This window comes from Paraburkholderia sediminicola, assembly GCF_046026855.1.
GTDB lineage: Bacteria > Pseudomonadota > Gammaproteobacteria > Burkholderiales > Burkholderiaceae > Paraburkholderia > Paraburkholderia sediminicola_A.
Window position 1 is genome coordinate 293,018 of sequence record NZ_JAQQET010000001.1, and the last position, 15,520, is coordinate 308,537.

A 15,520-nucleotide genomic window follows, 5' to 3' on the forward strand; every position below is an offset into this window, starting at 1 on the left:
ACGGTGCGGCGCGCCCCACGGCACGATTCGTCTTACCTGAAGAACAAAACCCCACGCTCCGAAGAACGTGGGGTTGACCGGCAGTCTGAAGGCGGTCCATGCACCGCCTTTGCTTCGTTTCGTTACCCCTCGAATACATGTCGCAACGGTGGCGGCACCGCGCCCTCGCGCACCTTGATTTCCACAACCTTTCTCGCCGTACTCGAAGGCCTCACATCCGCGGTGTCGACGTAAAACTGCGAGTACCAGTCGCGCATCTGATACAGCGGTCCATCGCCCTCGCACAAGAGCGGATTGTCGATTCGCGTCTTCGTGTCCCAGATCGCCACGTCCTCATAAAACGCGGCCTGCGCCTGCGCCGAATACGCGCGCGCAATCTCCATGTTCTGCTCGTCCGACAAGCCAGGGACCTTCTTTACCATCACGCCGTAACGCAGTTCGAAACTGTTCATGTCGATCGGCACATGGCAGTTCAACAGAATCGAATGAATCGGATGGCCGCCGCTCTGCCCCGTCATCTCGGTGATGTGATACGCCGGGCCAAAGTAAGTGGACAGCGCGATCAGCACGTCATCGCCAAGGCGTTCGCTGCGGCCAACCAGTAGTTGCGTGGCCTTGTGTCCTTCGAACAGATTCGCAAAGTAATCGATTGGCGCGCCGTGCACGGTTCCAAAGTGCGCCATGTCCGAAATGTTGTCGACCAGTTCGCGACAGTTGGTACCGATCACCATCTTGTCGACTACCCAATCCGACCATTCGTCGGAGAAACACGCGTCGATACGGGGAATCGTCACCTCTTCGGACGGCGGATTGCCCTCGGGATCGTGCCAGATGAACAGCAGTTGATTCTGCTCGCGAGTCTGCCACGTGCCAATTTTGGCTTTCGGCGGAATCCGCTTGCAGTAGGGGATTGACTGGCAATTACCGTCACCGTCCCATTGCCAGCCGTGAAACGGACACACCAGCGTGTCGCCGTCCACGCGGCCGGTGCTCAGATCGCCGCCCATATGCGGGCAAAAACCATCCACCACGTTCACGCGCCCCTGCGAATCCATGAACGCAGCAAGGCGTTGACCAAATATGTTCAACGTGTGCGGCTTGCCGTCTTTGTATTCGCTAGCCGGACCGAGGCAATGCCAACCGCGGGCGTAACGCTGCACCAGTGGCTGCGATTCAATTTTGTATGGACGTGCGGACATCTCTTATCTCCTCCAATGGAAAAGGCGGCGCTTCGGACCAGCCGCCGTCGTCAGTGTTCTTTCGAAGCGCGCAGACCTTCGCGCTCACGCCTGACGATAGACGTGGCGCGCACCGCTTTCATCGTCCCGACGGACTAGGGATTTCAGCTACCCGTTAGTGCTCCGGATTGCCATGCTCAAGCGCAGCCGGTTCGACTTCGCCGGAAGTCGATGCAGTGCCGCGCACGGGTGCACCAGGCGCTGTGGGCACATTCATCGGATTCCCTCTGCGTTCGCGACATTGGCGGCGTTTGCGATGTTTGCGATATTCGTGGCACTTGCGGCACTTGCGGCATTCGCAGCACTTGCGGCGTTCGCCGACTCCGCTGCATTCAGTACGCTCCCAACAGCCACGTTCGGCGCAGCACGCCGCTCCGCCCGCTCGACGCCAAGCCATGCCGCCAGCGCCGGCAACAGAAACACCGCGCCGAACAGATTGACGAGGAACATGAAGGCAAGCAGCACACCCATATCCACCTGGAACTTGAGCGCAGAAAATGCCCACGTTCCCACGCCGATGAACATCGTCACCGCGGTAAACAAGGCCGCGGTGCCGCGTTGACGCATCGCCGCCGCGAACGCATCGGACAAGGTGGCGCCGGCGCGCACCTCATGCTGCAGTCGTTCGTACAGATAGATGCCGTAGTCGACCCCTACCCCCACGCCCAGCGTAATCACCGGCAAAGTGGCAACCTTCAGGCCGATGCCGAGCCACGCCATCACCGCGTTGCATAAAATCGACACCACCGTCAGCGGCACGACGATGCACAACACAGCACGCCACGAACGGAAGGTCACGAAGCACAGCAATGCGATCGCGCCGAAAATCGACAGCAGCATCGCCACTTCGGCATCGCCGACCGCTTCGTTGGTCGCCGCCATCACGCCGACGTTGCCGCCGGCGAGCCGGAACGCAATATTCGGCGTGTGATCTTGCGCCGCCAGCCGTTTGATTTCATCGACGATATGCGCGATCGTCTTGCCCTCATGATCGGTGGTGTAGATCAAGACCTGAATCGCCTGGCAGTTCTCGGTGTTCATGCCGTTGTCCGGATCGAACGCACTCGCGCCTTGCGTGAGCCCATCACTCGAACGCGGCAGTGCGCCCCAACGCGGATTGCCTTCGTTGAAGGCGGCAATCGAGATTTTCGCGAGCGATGGCACGCTCACCACCGACTGCACGCCCGCCACCCCGCGCATTTCCATCTCGAAGCGCTCGATCGCGCTCATGACAGGGTAATGCAGACAGGCGTCATCGAAACCGGTTGTCTCGACGATCACCGCGAGCGCATCGACGCCGATGTTGTACTGGCTCGTGATTCGCGCGTTATCCAGGTTGTAACGCGACGTGCTGCGCAACTCGGGCGCGCCCGCGCCGATGTCGCCGATCTGCAGATTGCGCGACTCTTTCGCGCCGAACGCGAGCAGCAGCAACGCGACTACGAATACGCCAAGCGCCGGTACGGGTCGCGCGAACGTTGCGAAGCGCGTCCACAGGCGGCTGCCGCCTTGCGCCGCACGGCTTTGTGCACGCGCCAGAGTGCCTGCTTCCAGCCGCGTGTACGACAGCAGAATCGGCAGAAACACCTTGTTGGTGACGATCATCAGCAGCACACCGAGGCACGCCGTGACACCCAGCTCACGCACGATTTCGATCTGGATGCGCATGATCACCATGAAGCCGAGCGCATTCGTCAGCAAGGCCACCGTGCCTGGCACGAACAGCTTGCGAAACGCGTCGCGTGCCGCATCGGTCGAGGACATGCCGGCGACCAGTGCCTGCTTCCACGCATTCGTCATCTGCACAGCGTGCGAGACGCCGATCGAAAAGATCAGGAAGGGCACGAGGATCGACATCGGATCAATACCGAGACCCAGCACCGGCAACGCACCCAGCAACCAGACCACCGGCAGCAACGCGACAAACAGCGCGAGCACCGTGGTCTTCGCGGAACGTGTGTACGCAAACAGCAATGCCGCGGTAATCAGAAACGCGAGCGCGAAAAAGCCGATCACGCCACTGATTCCCGCCTCCACATCCCCTACCAGTTTCGCAAAGCCGATGATGTCGACCTCGACATCCTGATTCGAATAGCGCGCGCGGATCTGTTCGAGTTGCCGCGCCACCGCGCTGTAGTCCAGGTGCTTGCCGGTGACAGGGTCCGTCTCGCGCAATTCCGCGCGGATCAGCGCGGAATGCAGGTCGTTGCCGACCAGTCTGCCGATCTGTCCGGAACGCGCCACGTTGCGGCGCACTTTGGCGAGGTCGTCGGGATTCGCGCTGCTGAACTGGCCGGGCACCACGACGTCGCCGCGAAAGCCCGCTTCGGTGACCTCCGTATAGCGCACGTTCGGTGTGAAAAGCGAGAACACGCGCGAGCGGTTCACGCCGGGAATGAAGAACACGTCATCGGTTGCGTGACGCAGGTCGTCCATGAACGCCTGGTTGTAGATGTCGCCGTGACCCTTCCAGCGCAGACTCACGAGAATCGTATTTGCGCCCGGAAAGGCACTCGCATAGCGGTTGAACACCTGCATGTACGGATGCTGCATCGGGATCATCTTGTTGAACCCGGGATCGAGCCGCAGGCGCGTCGCGGAACAGCCCAGCGCGACCGTCAACGCGAGACATAGCATCAGCAGGATGCGCCGGTGTCGCATGATAGTGTCGGCGCAACGCTCGACAAAACGTGAAAGGCGGGACGAAGAAGGACGGGACGATGCGTTCATGATGCGTCTCACGGCAAGGCAAACGGGAAGCGCGACGGGCGTGGCGAGTCAGTGGCCGGCAAGCGCGCTATGGAGTTTCAGCGAACGAAGCCGCGCGTTCAGGAAGGTGACGCGCTGGGCGGCACAAGCGGGGACCCGAGCGGTGACGCAAGCGGCGACCGGACTGCGGGCGACACCGGCAGCAAGGCCACGCCGGCTTCCCCGCCCAATGCAAGCTCGCCATGCCCGGCGTCGACCACGGCAGCGAGGCTCTGCACGCCACCCACCTTGCGTATCGCGAAACTCTGTCCGTTATCGCGCGAGGTGACGATCGCGCCGCCCTGGCCGACCAGCACCAGTTCGCCGTCGGCGAGTTGCACCGCGCCGAAGTACGAGGTGCCGACGCGACTATCGATATGTGTCCACGTGTCGCCCTGATCGGTGCTGCGCAGCACGTTGCCACGCATGCCGTACGCGAGCCAGTCGCCATCAGCCAGCTTCAGCACGCCGAATAGCGAGCCCTGATAAGGCACGGGCCGCTTCTCCCAGCTCGCGCCGTTATCGGTTGAGCGCAGCAGCGTGCCCGTTTCGCCGGCGATCATCAGACGGCCGCTGGAATCGCCGGTAATTGCATTCAGGTGACGATCGTCGGCGGGCGTTTTCTGTTGAGCCCAGGTGGCGCCTGCATCGTGCGAGACAAACAACTGGCCGAAGCTCCCGCTGGCAAATACCAGTCCGCCCGCATTGCCCCACACGGACAGCAGCGGGTCCGAATGCTTGCGATCGAAGCGCACTTCGCTCCAGTGTGTGCCGCCATCGACGGTACGCACGATCCAGCCGTCGTGTCCCACCGCAATGCCGATACGCGGCGAGATGAAGAACACTTGCGTAAGCGCCGACGCTTCGTCGGACGTCACAGCGGCGCGCCGCCAGGACGCGCCCGCATCGTCGCTCAAGAGGATCACGCCGCGCTCGCCCACCGCGACGAGGCGCGTGCCTGCTCTGGCGAGTCCGTTGATCTGCAGGCGATCGGCCTGAATGGTCGTAGCCGCGAAAGCCGGCACCGGCCGAGGCGAAAACGCAAACAGCGCCGCGCCCAGCACCGCCGCCGAAAGCAGTAAACCAGGTATTGTCGATTTCATTTTTTGTCTCCTGTCGACCAGATGTCGATCGGAGTTGGCGCTTTAGCCCATGCAAAGCACTTACTCCGATCCCATGCAAAGCTGTTGGCGCTTCAGCGCACTACTCTGGTCCTATGCAAAGCTCCGAGCACGGTCTACGCCGCTGTTTCGAAGAGTGCCGCGGCGCCCATCCCGCCGCCGACGCACATCGTCACGACGACATAGCGCACGCCACGCCGCCGCGCTTCGAGCAACCCATGCATCGTCATGCGAGTGCCGGACATGCCGAACGGATGGCCGACCGAGATCGCGCCGCCATTCACGTTCAGACGGTCGGCAGGAATATGCAGTTGATCGCGGCAGTAAATGACCTGACACGCGAACGCCTCGTTCATCTCCCACAGGCCGATGTCGTTCACCGTCAGCCGATGACGCGCCAGCAGTTTCGGCACCGCGAGCGCCGGACCGATGCCCATCTCGTCGGCTTCACACCCCGCCACCGCCATTCCGCGGTAGATGCCGAGCGGCTTCAATCCTCGCTGCTTCGCCTCCGCTGCGCTCATCACGACCACCGCCGCCGCTCCATCGGACAGTTGCGACGCATTGCCCGCAGTAATGAATTCACCCTGTGCGACCGCTTCGCCGCCGCTCCAGACCGGCTTCAGCGCCGCCAGACTTGCCGCGCTCGTATCGGCGCGATTGCATTCATCACGTGTGGCCTGCACGCTTTCGCTGCCAACCTGCTTACCTTCCTTGTCGAACAACGCGCGCTGCGCCTCGAACGGCACGATCTCTTCGTCGAAACGGCCCGCTGCTTGCGCCGCCGCGGTACGCTGCTGGCTCGTCAGCGCGTATTCATCCTGCGCCTCACGCGAGATGCCATAACGGCGCGACACGATTTCCGCCGTTTCGATCATCGCCATGTATGCAGCCGGCTGATGCGCGAGCACCGCGTCCGAACGTGCACGGTACGTATTCTTGTGTTTGTTCTGCGTGAGCGTGATCGACTCGACGCCGCCCGCTACCACGATCCGTGCGTCGCCGCACAAGATGTTCTGTGCGGCCGTCGCGATCGTCATCAAACCCGACGAACACATCCGGTCCATCGCCATACCCGGCACCGAAGCCGGCAAACCCGCCGCAGCCGCCGAGAGCCGGCCGATGTTGTAGCCCTGGGTGCCCTGTTGCGCGGCGCAGCCCATCAGCACGTCGTCGATATCGGCGGGGTCGAGTTGTGCGCGCTCGATAGCAGATCGCACCACGTGGCCGCCGAGTGCGGGCGCTTCGGTGTCGTTGAATACACCGCGAAATGCCTTGCCGATCGGTGTACGTGCAACCGAGACGATGACCGCTTCGTTCATGAACTATTCCTCTACGGGTTCTACAGGGTTCTTCGGGTTTCTACAGGTAATAGCGGCTGATGGTGTCGGCCACGCACCCGGGTTTAGTCTCGCCGTCGATTTCCACGGTCACGCGAATCCAGGCCTGCACGCCGCCTTCTATCGCTTCAGCGCGCAGCAGTTGGCCGACGCCGCGAACGCGTGCACCGGCTCGCACGGGTGCGGGGAAACGGATCTTGTCGCAGCCGTAGTTGACACCGAGCCGCGCACCGTCGATACGTACGATCTGCGGCAAAAAGAAATTGACGAGCGAGAGCGTCAGGAAGCCATGAGCGATGCATCCGCCAAACGGACCAAGCCGCGCGCGTTCAGCATCGACATGAACCCATTGATGATCGAGCGTGGCGTCCGCGAACAGTGCGATGCGCGCCTGCTCGACCTGCATCCACGCGCTTTCGCCGAGCCGTTCGCCGACCGCTGCCACCAGTTCGTCCGGATGAGCGAACACACGAGCCGGTTGCGGGTTGCCGCACACTTCAGCCCGCACGTTAGCCATATTGCTATCCATCACGCGTGCTGACTGCTGACCGACAGCACTTCGCCGGTCATATATGACGCGTAGTCGCTTGCCAGAAAGACCATCACGTTCGCCACCTCCCACACTTCCGCGGCGCGTCCGAATGCTTCACGCGACGCCAGTTGATCGAGCAGATCGGCCGAAGCCGACTTCTTCAGAAAATCGTGCAGTGCAATACTCGGTGCCACCGCGTTGATGCGCACGCCGTACGGCGCAGCTTCGAGCGCGGCGCAGCGCGTCAGGGCCATCACCCCGGCCTTCGCTGCCGCGTAGTGCGCCTGTTCTGCCTGCGCCCGCCAGCCGAGCACCGACGCGTTATTCACGATCACGCCACGGCCACGCTGCTGCATATGCGGCAAGATCGCGCGTGTCATGCGGAAGGTGCCAGTGAGGCTAATGTCGATCACCCGCAACCATTCGGCATCGTCCATTTCGACGATGCGACGCGCGCCGCCGAGCCCGGCGTTGTTGATCAGCACGTCGACGCCTTGCATCCTGTCTTCGGCATCGGCCACCAGCGCACGTACGTCTTCTTCCACCGAGACGTTGCACAAACGCCCGTAGATCGCCTGCAAACCCGTTTCGGCGCGCAAGGTCTCGACCGCTTGCGCGAGGCGCCTCTCGTGAATGTCGGAGATGAAGAGCGCGCGGCAGCCTTCTTCGGCGCAGCGTTTGGCGGCGGCAAAGCCGATGCCCACACCGGCGGCCGCCGTAATCAGCACGGATTTGCCCGCCAGCAGTTGATGGCCCGGCACATAGGCAGGTGCGGTCCGCACCGTTTGAGACTCGTTCATAGGGTTCCTCGGGGTTCTCTTGGCATGCCGAGTCCGCGCTCGGCCATGATGTTCAATTGAATTTCGTTGGTGCCCGCGTAGATCGTGTCAGCGCGCGAGAAGAGGAACACGCCTTGCAGGCGGGTTCGCTTTGCATCGTCGCTGTCGATCAGATTGGCGTCGGGCCCAAGCACATCCATCGCCAGTTGGCCGAGCTCGCGATGCCAGTTCGACCAGTAGTATTTGTAGATCAGCGCTTCACGGCCCAACGCATTGCCGCCTTCATCGGCACCCGCGCCGGCCAGCATGCGCAGCGCGTTGTAACGCATCACGCGTAAGCCGGCCCACGCTCGCGCGATCCGTTGACGAATCAGCGGGTCGTTCGCGACACCCGCTTCATGCGCTGCGTCGACCACCCAATCGAGTTCGCGAATGAACTGCATCTGCTGACCGAGCGTGGACATGCCGCGCTCGAAACCGAGCAAAGTCATCGCGATGCGCCAGCCATCGCCGGGTTCGCCGACCAGATCTTCTGCTGCGGCAAGTGCGCCGTCGAAGAACACCTCGTTGAATTCGGCGCCGCCGTTCAATTGTTTGATCGGGCGAATCTCGACGCCGGGTTGATCGAGTGGCATCAACAGAAACGAAAGCCCGCGATTGCCGCGCGATTCCGGATCGGTGCGCGCGATCACAAAGATCCAGTCGGAATCGTGCGCGAGCGACGTCCAGACTTTCTGGCCATGCACGCGCCAATTGCCGTTTTCGTCACGGACTGCACGCGTACGGACGTTCGCGAGATCTGAACCCGCACCCGGCTCCGAATAGCCCTGGCACCAGAACTGCGTGCCGTTCAGGATGCCTGGCAGAAAACGCGTACGCTGATCGTCGGTGCCGCACGCAATCAAGGTGGGCCCGAGCAATCCTTCACCGATATGCCCCATGCGTCCTGGACCACCGGCGCGTGCGTACTCCTCGTGAAAAATCACCTGGTCGGCGACGGACATCGCCCGGCCGCCGTGTTCGGCGGACCAGTCCAGACCGGTCCAGCCGCCGCTTGCCAGTTCACGTTCCCATTTTTTTCGCAGCGCCGGATACGCTTCTTCGTCGCCGGGACCGCCGCGGTATTGCAGGCAGGCGAACTCGCCACGCAGATGCGTGCTCATCCAGTCGGCAACTTCCACGCGCAAGTGTTGCTGTTGCGTTTCGCTGTTCATCAGAGCACTCCCGCGAGGACGGCTTGCGCGTGATCGGCATGATTGAATGGCACAGGCCGCACTGCGCTCGAAGCCTCGCCGCGGTCGATCACCTGCTCAGCGATGAACGACAGCATCTGCGCGGTCGTGCCGAATTGCGCACTGCAAGCCTGCGCGCGTTTGAAATACAGTTGAGGGTCGTATTCCCAGGTGAAGCCGACGCCGCCGTGCAACTGGATCGCTTCCTGAGCGCAAAAGCGGAATGCATCGTTAGCGATGGCTTTTGCTGTGGCGATATCGGCAAGCACATCCGGCGGTAACGAAGCACCCGCCTGAGCGCGCATTGCGTCCGGCACCTGAGTTCGCGCTTGATCCCCAGCTTGATCCCACGCCTGCGCCGCGCCGAGCACGGCCGAACGGGCCGCCTCGATTTCGACCATCATCTGCGCGCAACGATGTTTGACCGCCTGAAACGATGCGATCGCACGGCCGAATTGCACGCGCTCTGCCGTATAGGAAAGCGTGAGGTCGAGGCATTGCTGCGCGCCACCGATCTGTTCGGCGGCCAGTGCCAGCGCCGCAAACCACGCGGTGACCGAGAGCGCGCGTTGCGCCTCGCGACCACACGCCAGCAGCGCGTTACGCGGCACATCGACCGCATTCAACTCGATATGCGCCAACGGACGCGTCGCGTCGAGCGTGACGAGCGGCGTGCGAGTGAGGCCGACAAGATCAGCGCAGTTCAATTCGAACAGCGCGATGGTTTGCGCTTCGTTCGCGATCAAAGCGGGCGCCAGCAACAGTCCGGCACTCGCTCCGTCAACGACCTGTGCCAAGGTTCCCGAAAGACGGTAACCGTCAGCCGTCTCTTCCGCATACACCGAAACCACCGGCGCATGAGCGCCAGGCGCAGCGTACGCCGAGGCTGTGCGCCCATCGACGCCAGTCGCTGCGTACGCAGAAGCCGTTCCTGCATCGAAGCCAGCGCCTGCTTGCAACGCAAGCGTCGCACTCACGTCGCCGCTCGCGATCCGCGAGAGCCATTCACGAGCCGCCGCTGATTCGCACTGCGCCAACGCCGTCGCCGCCAGGCATACCGTGCCGAAGTAAGGCACGCAGGCAAGGCGCCGCCCCATCTGCTCCATCAGCAACACCAGTTCCATCGCGCCCAGGCCCGCGCCGCCCACCGCTTCCGGCACGGTCAGCGCGCACCAGCCGAGCTCGCCTGCGAGCGTGTGCCACAGACCCGCGTCGCGGCCCGCGCTGTGTTCGATCGCCTGCCGCACCGCCGCCGAGGCGCTGCGCTCGGCCAGCACTTCGGCCGCCGAATCGCGGATCATGGTTTGTTCTTCGGAGAGAGCGAGGTTCATCGCTTCAGCTTCCGTAGACTTGCTGCGCCGGCCTACGTTGAGCGACCAGCGCCGCCACCGCGCCGCCAACGTCAGCAACATGCCAGCGCGCGCCATTGTCGATGCGCGGCCCTGTGTGCCAGCCTTCGGCGACCGCGATCATGCCGCCCGCCGCTTCGAACACCTGACCGTTGACCTCGCGCGATTGCGCACTGCCGAGCCAGACAACCAGCGGCGCGACGTTGGCCGGATCGAAGTAATCGAAGCCGTCGGCGGGCTTTTGCATCATCTCGGCGAACACGCCTTCGGTCATCGACGTGCGCGCCGCCGGGGCCAACGCGTTCACTCGTACACCGTAACGTTGCAACTCCGCAGCCTGCATCAACGTCAATGCCGCAATTGCCGCCTTGGCCGCGCCATAGTTCGCCTGACCGATCGAACCTTGCAGACCCGCACCCGAACTCGTATTGACGATGCGCGCATCCACCTCTCGCCCGGCCTTCGACGCGTCGCGCCACTCGCGCGCCAACAGTTGCGACAGACAGAAATGCCCGCGCAGATGCACCCGCATCACGTCATCCCAATCGGCTTCGGTCATGCTGGTGAACATCCGGTCGCGGCAGATGCCCGCGTTGTTCACCAGCACATGAATCTCGCCGAACGCCTCACGCGTGGCGTCGATGATGCGTTGCGCGGTGTCGATGCGCGTGATGTCGTCGGCATTCGCAAGTGCCCGGCCGCCGGCTCGAGCGATCTCGTCGCAGACGGCTTGCGCGGCTTCCTGACGAATATCGTTGACTACCACCGCCGCACCCTCGGCGGCAAACGCCAGCGCGTATTCACGGCCCAACCCTCCACCCGCGCCGGTGATGATCACGGTGCGGTCGTTGCAAATTCCCATGCTTTGATCCTCCAGACTGTGATGCGCTTACAGGCGCTCGATGATCGTGACGTTGGCAAGACCGCCGCCCTCGCACATCGTTTGCAAGCCGTAGCGGCCTTGCGTGCGTTCGAGTTCGTGCAGCAGGCTCGTCATCAGCCGTGCCCCGGTTGCGCCGAGCGGATGACCAAGCGCGATCGCGCCGCCGTTCGGATTGGTCTTCTCGTGCGGATAGCGCGTCTCAGCCAGCCACGCGAGCGCCACCGAGGCAAACGCTTCGTTCAGTTCCACCACGTCGATGTCCTCCAACCCGAGGCCGGCCTTCTTCAACGCGTGACGCGTCGCCGGAATCGGCGCGGTGAGCATCCATAGCGGATCGTCGCCGAGCACGCTCAGGTGATGGATGCGGGCACGCGGCGTGAGGCCGTAGCGCTTGAGTGCATCTTCCGAAACAATCAGCAGCGCCGCTGCCGCGTCACAGGTCTGGCTCGAGACAGCCGCCGTTAGCGCGCCACCGGGCATCAGCGGTTGAAGCGAAGCCATCTTGGCGAGCGTGGTGTCCTTGCGCGGCGTCTCGTCGTGAACGACACCGGCGAACGGCACGATTTCGCGCTTGAAGTGGCCACCTTCAATTGCCGCCAGCGCGCGCCGGTGACTCTCCAGCGCGTACCGTTCCATCGTTTCACGCGACAGGTTCCAGTGATCGGCGATTCGCTGCGCCGCATGGAACTGCGAGACCGGAGCATCGCCAAAACGTGCGCGCCAGCCGATGCTGCCCGAGAACGGATCGGTGAAACCAAGTGGCTCGGCCGCCGTCATCGCCGACGAAATCGGAATCTGCGTCATGGTCTGCACGCCACCGGCGACCACCACATCCTGCGTGCCGCTCATCACGGCCTGCGCGGCAAAGTGCACGGCCTGCTGCGAGGAACCGCATTGCCGGTCTATCGTGACGCCGGGCACGGTCAGCGGCAAACCGGCAGCGAGCCAGCAGGTGCGCGCGATATTGCCGGCCAGCGGGCCGATCGTATCGACACAGCCGAACACCACGTCGTCGTATTCATCGGCGGGAATGCCATTACGGGCGACCAGTTCCTTCAGCACGAAGCCGCCGAGATCCGCGGCATGCACCTGCGCGAGTCCGCCTTTGCGACGGCCGGTCGGCGTGCGCAGCGCATCGACGATATAAGCCTGTTTCATCACGATTCCAGTTCGAAAGTACGGGCCGGTCCGATCGGAGCACATGACTCGATCAGCGCGTCGGCCACGCGGGCCTTGTGAAACGTCGTGTCGCCCCAACTGCCGGAGAGTGCCCAGATGCGTTTCATGAAGATCTGCAGATCGAGCTCCCATGTGTAGCCGATCGCGCCATGCACCTGCATCGCATGGCGCGCGGCGAGCTGCGCCGCGGCGGTGGCGGCGAGCTTTGCGTGGGAGACATACAGCGCGCGGTTCGGGTCGTTGTCGGCGATCGCACAGGCGGCCCGATATACCACCGGCCGCGCGAACTCATAACGGATCGCAACGTCGGCGAGCAGATGCTTGAGCGCCTGATACGAGCCGATCGGCTTGCCGAACTGCTTGCGTTGCGCGCTGTAGTCGATTGCAACGTCGAGCACGCGTTGCGTGAGGCCGAGCAATTGCGCCGCGACGGCGAATGCGCCCTGGTCGAGTGCACGCGCCAGCAACGGCCGCGCCTCGGCGGCCGTTGCCACGCGTGTAGTCGACGTCGCCTGCCAATCGAGTTCGAACAGCCGACGCGAAGGGTCGATGCTCTCCACCGCGTTCAATCCGCAAGCGTCAGGTGTGAGCCAATGCAATTCGCCATCCCGCTCGCATAACAGAACCTGTGCGACGTGCGCATCGCTGACATACGGATTCACCGGATGCGCTATTGCCACGCGCGCCGTGCCCGCTGCGATATCGCGCAACAGCGCGTCGCGTTGTACGCTAGCGGGCAGACCTTCCAGCACGCCGACGGCCACGAGCGCCGTATCGAGTAACGGCTCAGGTCCCGCGAAATAACCATAGGTCTGCGCGAGCAACGCCCACTCCACAACGCCCAGCCCCAACCCGTCATGACTTTCCGGCACCGACACGGCTGTCAGCCCTTGTGAGGCGAACAGGTCCCACATGCGCTCTGAGCGGCCCGTGGGCGTGTTCCACAACTCGCGGATCAGCTCCGGCGTCATCTCCGTCATCAGAAAGCGCTTGACGCTACTCGCCAACGCCTCCTGATCTTCGTTGAATACGAAATCCATAGTTCCTCGCTCAATCCTTTAAGCGTCTGAATGCAGAGTGCATGCTGGTTGCAGCACCGGCATCATGAGCGCGGCATCCCCAACATCCGTTCCGCGATGATGTTGCGCTGGATCTCGTTGGTGCCCGCATAGATCGGCCCGGCCTGCGCGAACAGGAAACCGTCGAGCCAGGTGCCAAGCGCCGCGTGTTGCTCGTGCGTTTGCGGCACGACCTCGGCCCGCGCGCCGAGAATATCGAGCGCGGTCTGGTGCATGCGCAGATCGAGTTCGGACCAGAACACCTTGTTGGTACTCGACTCCGCACCGATGTGGCCGCCCTTCTGCAAACGGCCCGCGGTGGCGTAGGTGGAGAGCGCGTAGGCCTGCGCGTCCATCCAGGCACTGATTACCCGGTCGCGCAAGGTCGGATCGCGGTCAGCCTCCGCGCGGTGCGCCAGATAGAGCGCGCGTAGCGCTTCGGCGGTACGTTGAAAACGCGCGGGCGAGCGCAGCATCAAACCGCGCTCGAACCCGGCGGTTGCCATGGCGACCTGCCAGCCCATGCCCTCACCGGCGAGACGGTTCTCGACCGGCACGCGCACGTCGTCGAAGAAAATCTCAGCGAAACCGGTTTGGCCGTTCAATTGACGAATCGGCCGCACGGTAATGCCCGGTGTTGAAAGCGGCACCATCAGGAAAGTCAGCCCGTGGTGGCGCGTGGATTGCGGATCGCTGCGAAACAGGCCAAACAGCCAGTCGGCCCACACCGCGCGGGTCGACCAGATCTTCTGCCCGTTCAGGATGTACTCGCCGCCGGTACCGCCGTCAGTTCGAATAGCACTCGCGCGGATCGCGGCCATGTCGGAGCCCGCGTTGGGCTCGGACCAGCCTTGCGCCCATACGTGTTCGCCCGCCGCCATCGCGGGCAAGAAACGGGCCTTTTGCTCTTCCGTGCCGAAGTCCATCAAGGTCGGGCCGAGCAGGAAGATGCCGTTCTGATTGACGCGCATCGGTGCATCGGCGCGCCAGTATTCTTCTTCGAAGATCAGCCACTCGATCAGATCGCAGCCACGGCCACCCAGTTCACGCGGCCACGTCACCATGCTCCAGCGGCCCGAATGCAACGTGCGCTCCCATTCCCGATGCGCGGCAAAACCCGCTTCGGTATCGAAGCTCGGCAACGGTTCGCGCGGCACGTGGGCCGCGAGCCAACTGCGAATCTCCGCGCGGAACGCGCGCTGCGCCGGCGTGTAGTCGAGCTTCATGCGCGCGCTCCGGCTTTGCGTTCGGCTTCATTGGCACCATTGAACTGCGCGTCGCGCTTTTCGACGAAGGCCGAGCGTGCTTCCGCCGAATCGTTCGTCATATACGCCTGCAATGTAAAGCCCTGCTCCCAGCGGTATTTGTCTTCGAGGTCGCCGTCTTCGACACCGTTTAACGCTTCTTTCGCGAGTTGCAGCATCGCGGGGCTTTTCGCGGCGATCTTGCGGGCAATCTCGAACGCCGCCTCGCGCAGTTGTTCGCGCGGCACCACGCGCTCGACCGCGCCGAGCCGGTAAGCTTCAGCGGCGTCGACCATATCGCCCGTGAAATACATGGCACGCACTTTCTGCACGCCGAACATGCGCTGCAGATGCGCGCCGCCCCCCATCGCACCGCGGTCGATTTCGGGTACGCCGAAACGCGCACAGTCGGACGCGACAATCACGTCCGCCGCACCGCAAATGCCGATGCCACCACCCAGCACGAAACCATGCACCGCGACGATCACCGGCTTCGGATTGCGGTGTACGGCGCGAAAGGTCGCGTAATTTCCGGCGTTGACTGCGATGATCCGCTCGGGATGTGCCGCCAGTTCCTTGATATCGACACCCGCGCAAAAACCGCGGCCTGCGCCGCGCAGCACGATCACGTGCACGCTGTCATCGCGGCCGAGTGCATCGATTGCGTCGGCCAGCGCTTGCCATCCGCTTGCATCGAGCGCGTTGACCGGCGGCTGGTCGATCACCAGTTCGCCGATGCCGCCCTCGCGTTCTATTCTGAACGGCAGCGAGCGGACGCTATTGATAGGTTCTGTCATGTCTCCGTCCCTGGTGAATG

13 protein-coding genes are annotated in these 15,520 nt (G+C 63.3%); all 13 read right to left on the bottom strand.

Going from position 1 to position 15,520, the window contains the following annotated elements:
• Nucleotides 1-122: 122 nt before the first annotated feature.
• The 13 genes from PQR40_RS01270 to PQR40_RS01330 all read right to left on the bottom strand — a co-directional run bounded on the left by PQR40_RS01270 (nt 123) and on the right by PQR40_RS01330 (nt 15,500).
• Complete coding sequence (locus tag PQR40_RS01270) at nt 123-1,199, bottom strand: 3-ketosteroid-9-alpha-monooxygenase, oxygenase component (RefSeq protein WP_408228027.1); 1,077 nt, start codon at nt 1,197-1,199, stop codon at nt 123-125.
• Nucleotides 1,200-1,451: 252 nt separating this feature from the next.
• Nucleotides 1,452-3,968 carry an efflux RND transporter permease subunit gene (locus PQR40_RS01275; protein WP_408508252.1) on the bottom strand — a complete coding sequence of 839 codons (2,517 nt, stop codon included), beginning with the start codon at nt 3,966-3,968 and terminating at the stop codon, nt 1,452-1,454.
• 98 nt (nt 3,969-4,066) lie between these two features.
• Complete coding sequence (locus PQR40_RS01280) at nt 4,067-5,089, bottom strand: WD40/YVTN/BNR-like repeat-containing protein (protein ID WP_408228021.1); 1,023 nt, start codon at nt 5,087-5,089, stop codon at nt 4,067-4,069.
• A 134-nt stretch (nt 5,090-5,223) separates the two neighbouring features.
• The gene (locus tag PQR40_RS01285; RefSeq protein ID WP_408228018.1) at nt 5,224-6,429 is read right to left on the bottom strand and encodes an acetyl-CoA C-acyltransferase; all 1,206 of its coding nucleotides are present in this window, start codon (nt 6,427-6,429) and stop codon (nt 5,224-5,226) included.
• A gap of 40 nt (nt 6,430-6,469) precedes the next feature.
• Nucleotides 6,470-6,964, bottom strand: a complete 495-nt coding sequence (locus PQR40_RS01290) for a MaoC family dehydratase (protein ID WP_408228015.1) — start codon at nt 6,962-6,964, stop codon at nt 6,470-6,472.
• Between the two features lie 11 nt (nt 6,965-6,975).
• A complete protein-coding gene (locus PQR40_RS01295) occupies nt 6,976-7,779 on the bottom strand; it encodes an SDR family oxidoreductase (protein WP_408228012.1) in 804 nt (267 codons plus the stop codon).
• The gene (locus PQR40_RS01300; RefSeq protein ID WP_408508253.1) at nt 7,776-8,972 is read right to left on the bottom strand and encodes an acyl-CoA dehydrogenase family protein; all 1,197 of its coding nucleotides are present in this window, start codon (nt 8,970-8,972) and stop codon (nt 7,776-7,778) included. The genes PQR40_RS01295 and PQR40_RS01300 overlap by 4 nt, the downstream gene beginning before the upstream one ends.
• Entirely contained in the window at nt 8,972-10,321 is a 1,350-nt protein-coding gene (locus PQR40_RS01305) for an acyl-CoA dehydrogenase family protein (RefSeq protein ID WP_408508254.1), read from the bottom strand. The genes PQR40_RS01300 and PQR40_RS01305 overlap by 1 nt, the downstream gene beginning before the upstream one ends.
• Nucleotides 10,322-10,325: 4 nt before the next feature.
• The gene (locus PQR40_RS01310; protein ID WP_408340048.1) at nt 10,326-11,201 is read right to left on the bottom strand and encodes an SDR family oxidoreductase; all 876 of its coding nucleotides are present in this window, start codon (nt 11,199-11,201) and stop codon (nt 10,326-10,328) included.
• A gap of 27 nt (nt 11,202-11,228) precedes the next feature.
• Complete coding sequence (locus PQR40_RS01315; RefSeq protein ID WP_408392468.1) at nt 11,229-12,380, bottom strand: acetyl-CoA C-acetyltransferase; 1,152 nt, start codon at nt 12,378-12,380, stop codon at nt 11,229-11,231.
• Nucleotides 12,380-13,441, bottom strand: a complete 1,062-nt coding sequence (locus PQR40_RS01320; RefSeq protein WP_408340052.1) for an acyl-CoA dehydrogenase family protein — start codon at nt 13,439-13,441, stop codon at nt 12,380-12,382. Before PQR40_RS01320 ends, PQR40_RS01315 begins: the two co-directional genes overlap by 1 nt.
• A gap of 62 nt (nt 13,442-13,503) precedes the next feature.
• Complete coding sequence (locus PQR40_RS01325; protein ID WP_408227994.1) at nt 13,504-14,685, bottom strand: acyl-CoA dehydrogenase family protein; 1,182 nt, start codon at nt 14,683-14,685, stop codon at nt 13,504-13,506.
• Nucleotides 14,682-15,500, bottom strand: a complete 819-nt coding sequence (locus PQR40_RS01330) for an enoyl-CoA hydratase family protein (protein WP_408484273.1) — start codon at nt 15,498-15,500, stop codon at nt 14,682-14,684. Before PQR40_RS01330 ends, PQR40_RS01325 begins: the two co-directional genes overlap by 4 nt.
• Nucleotides 15,501-15,520: the final 20 nt, after the last annotated feature.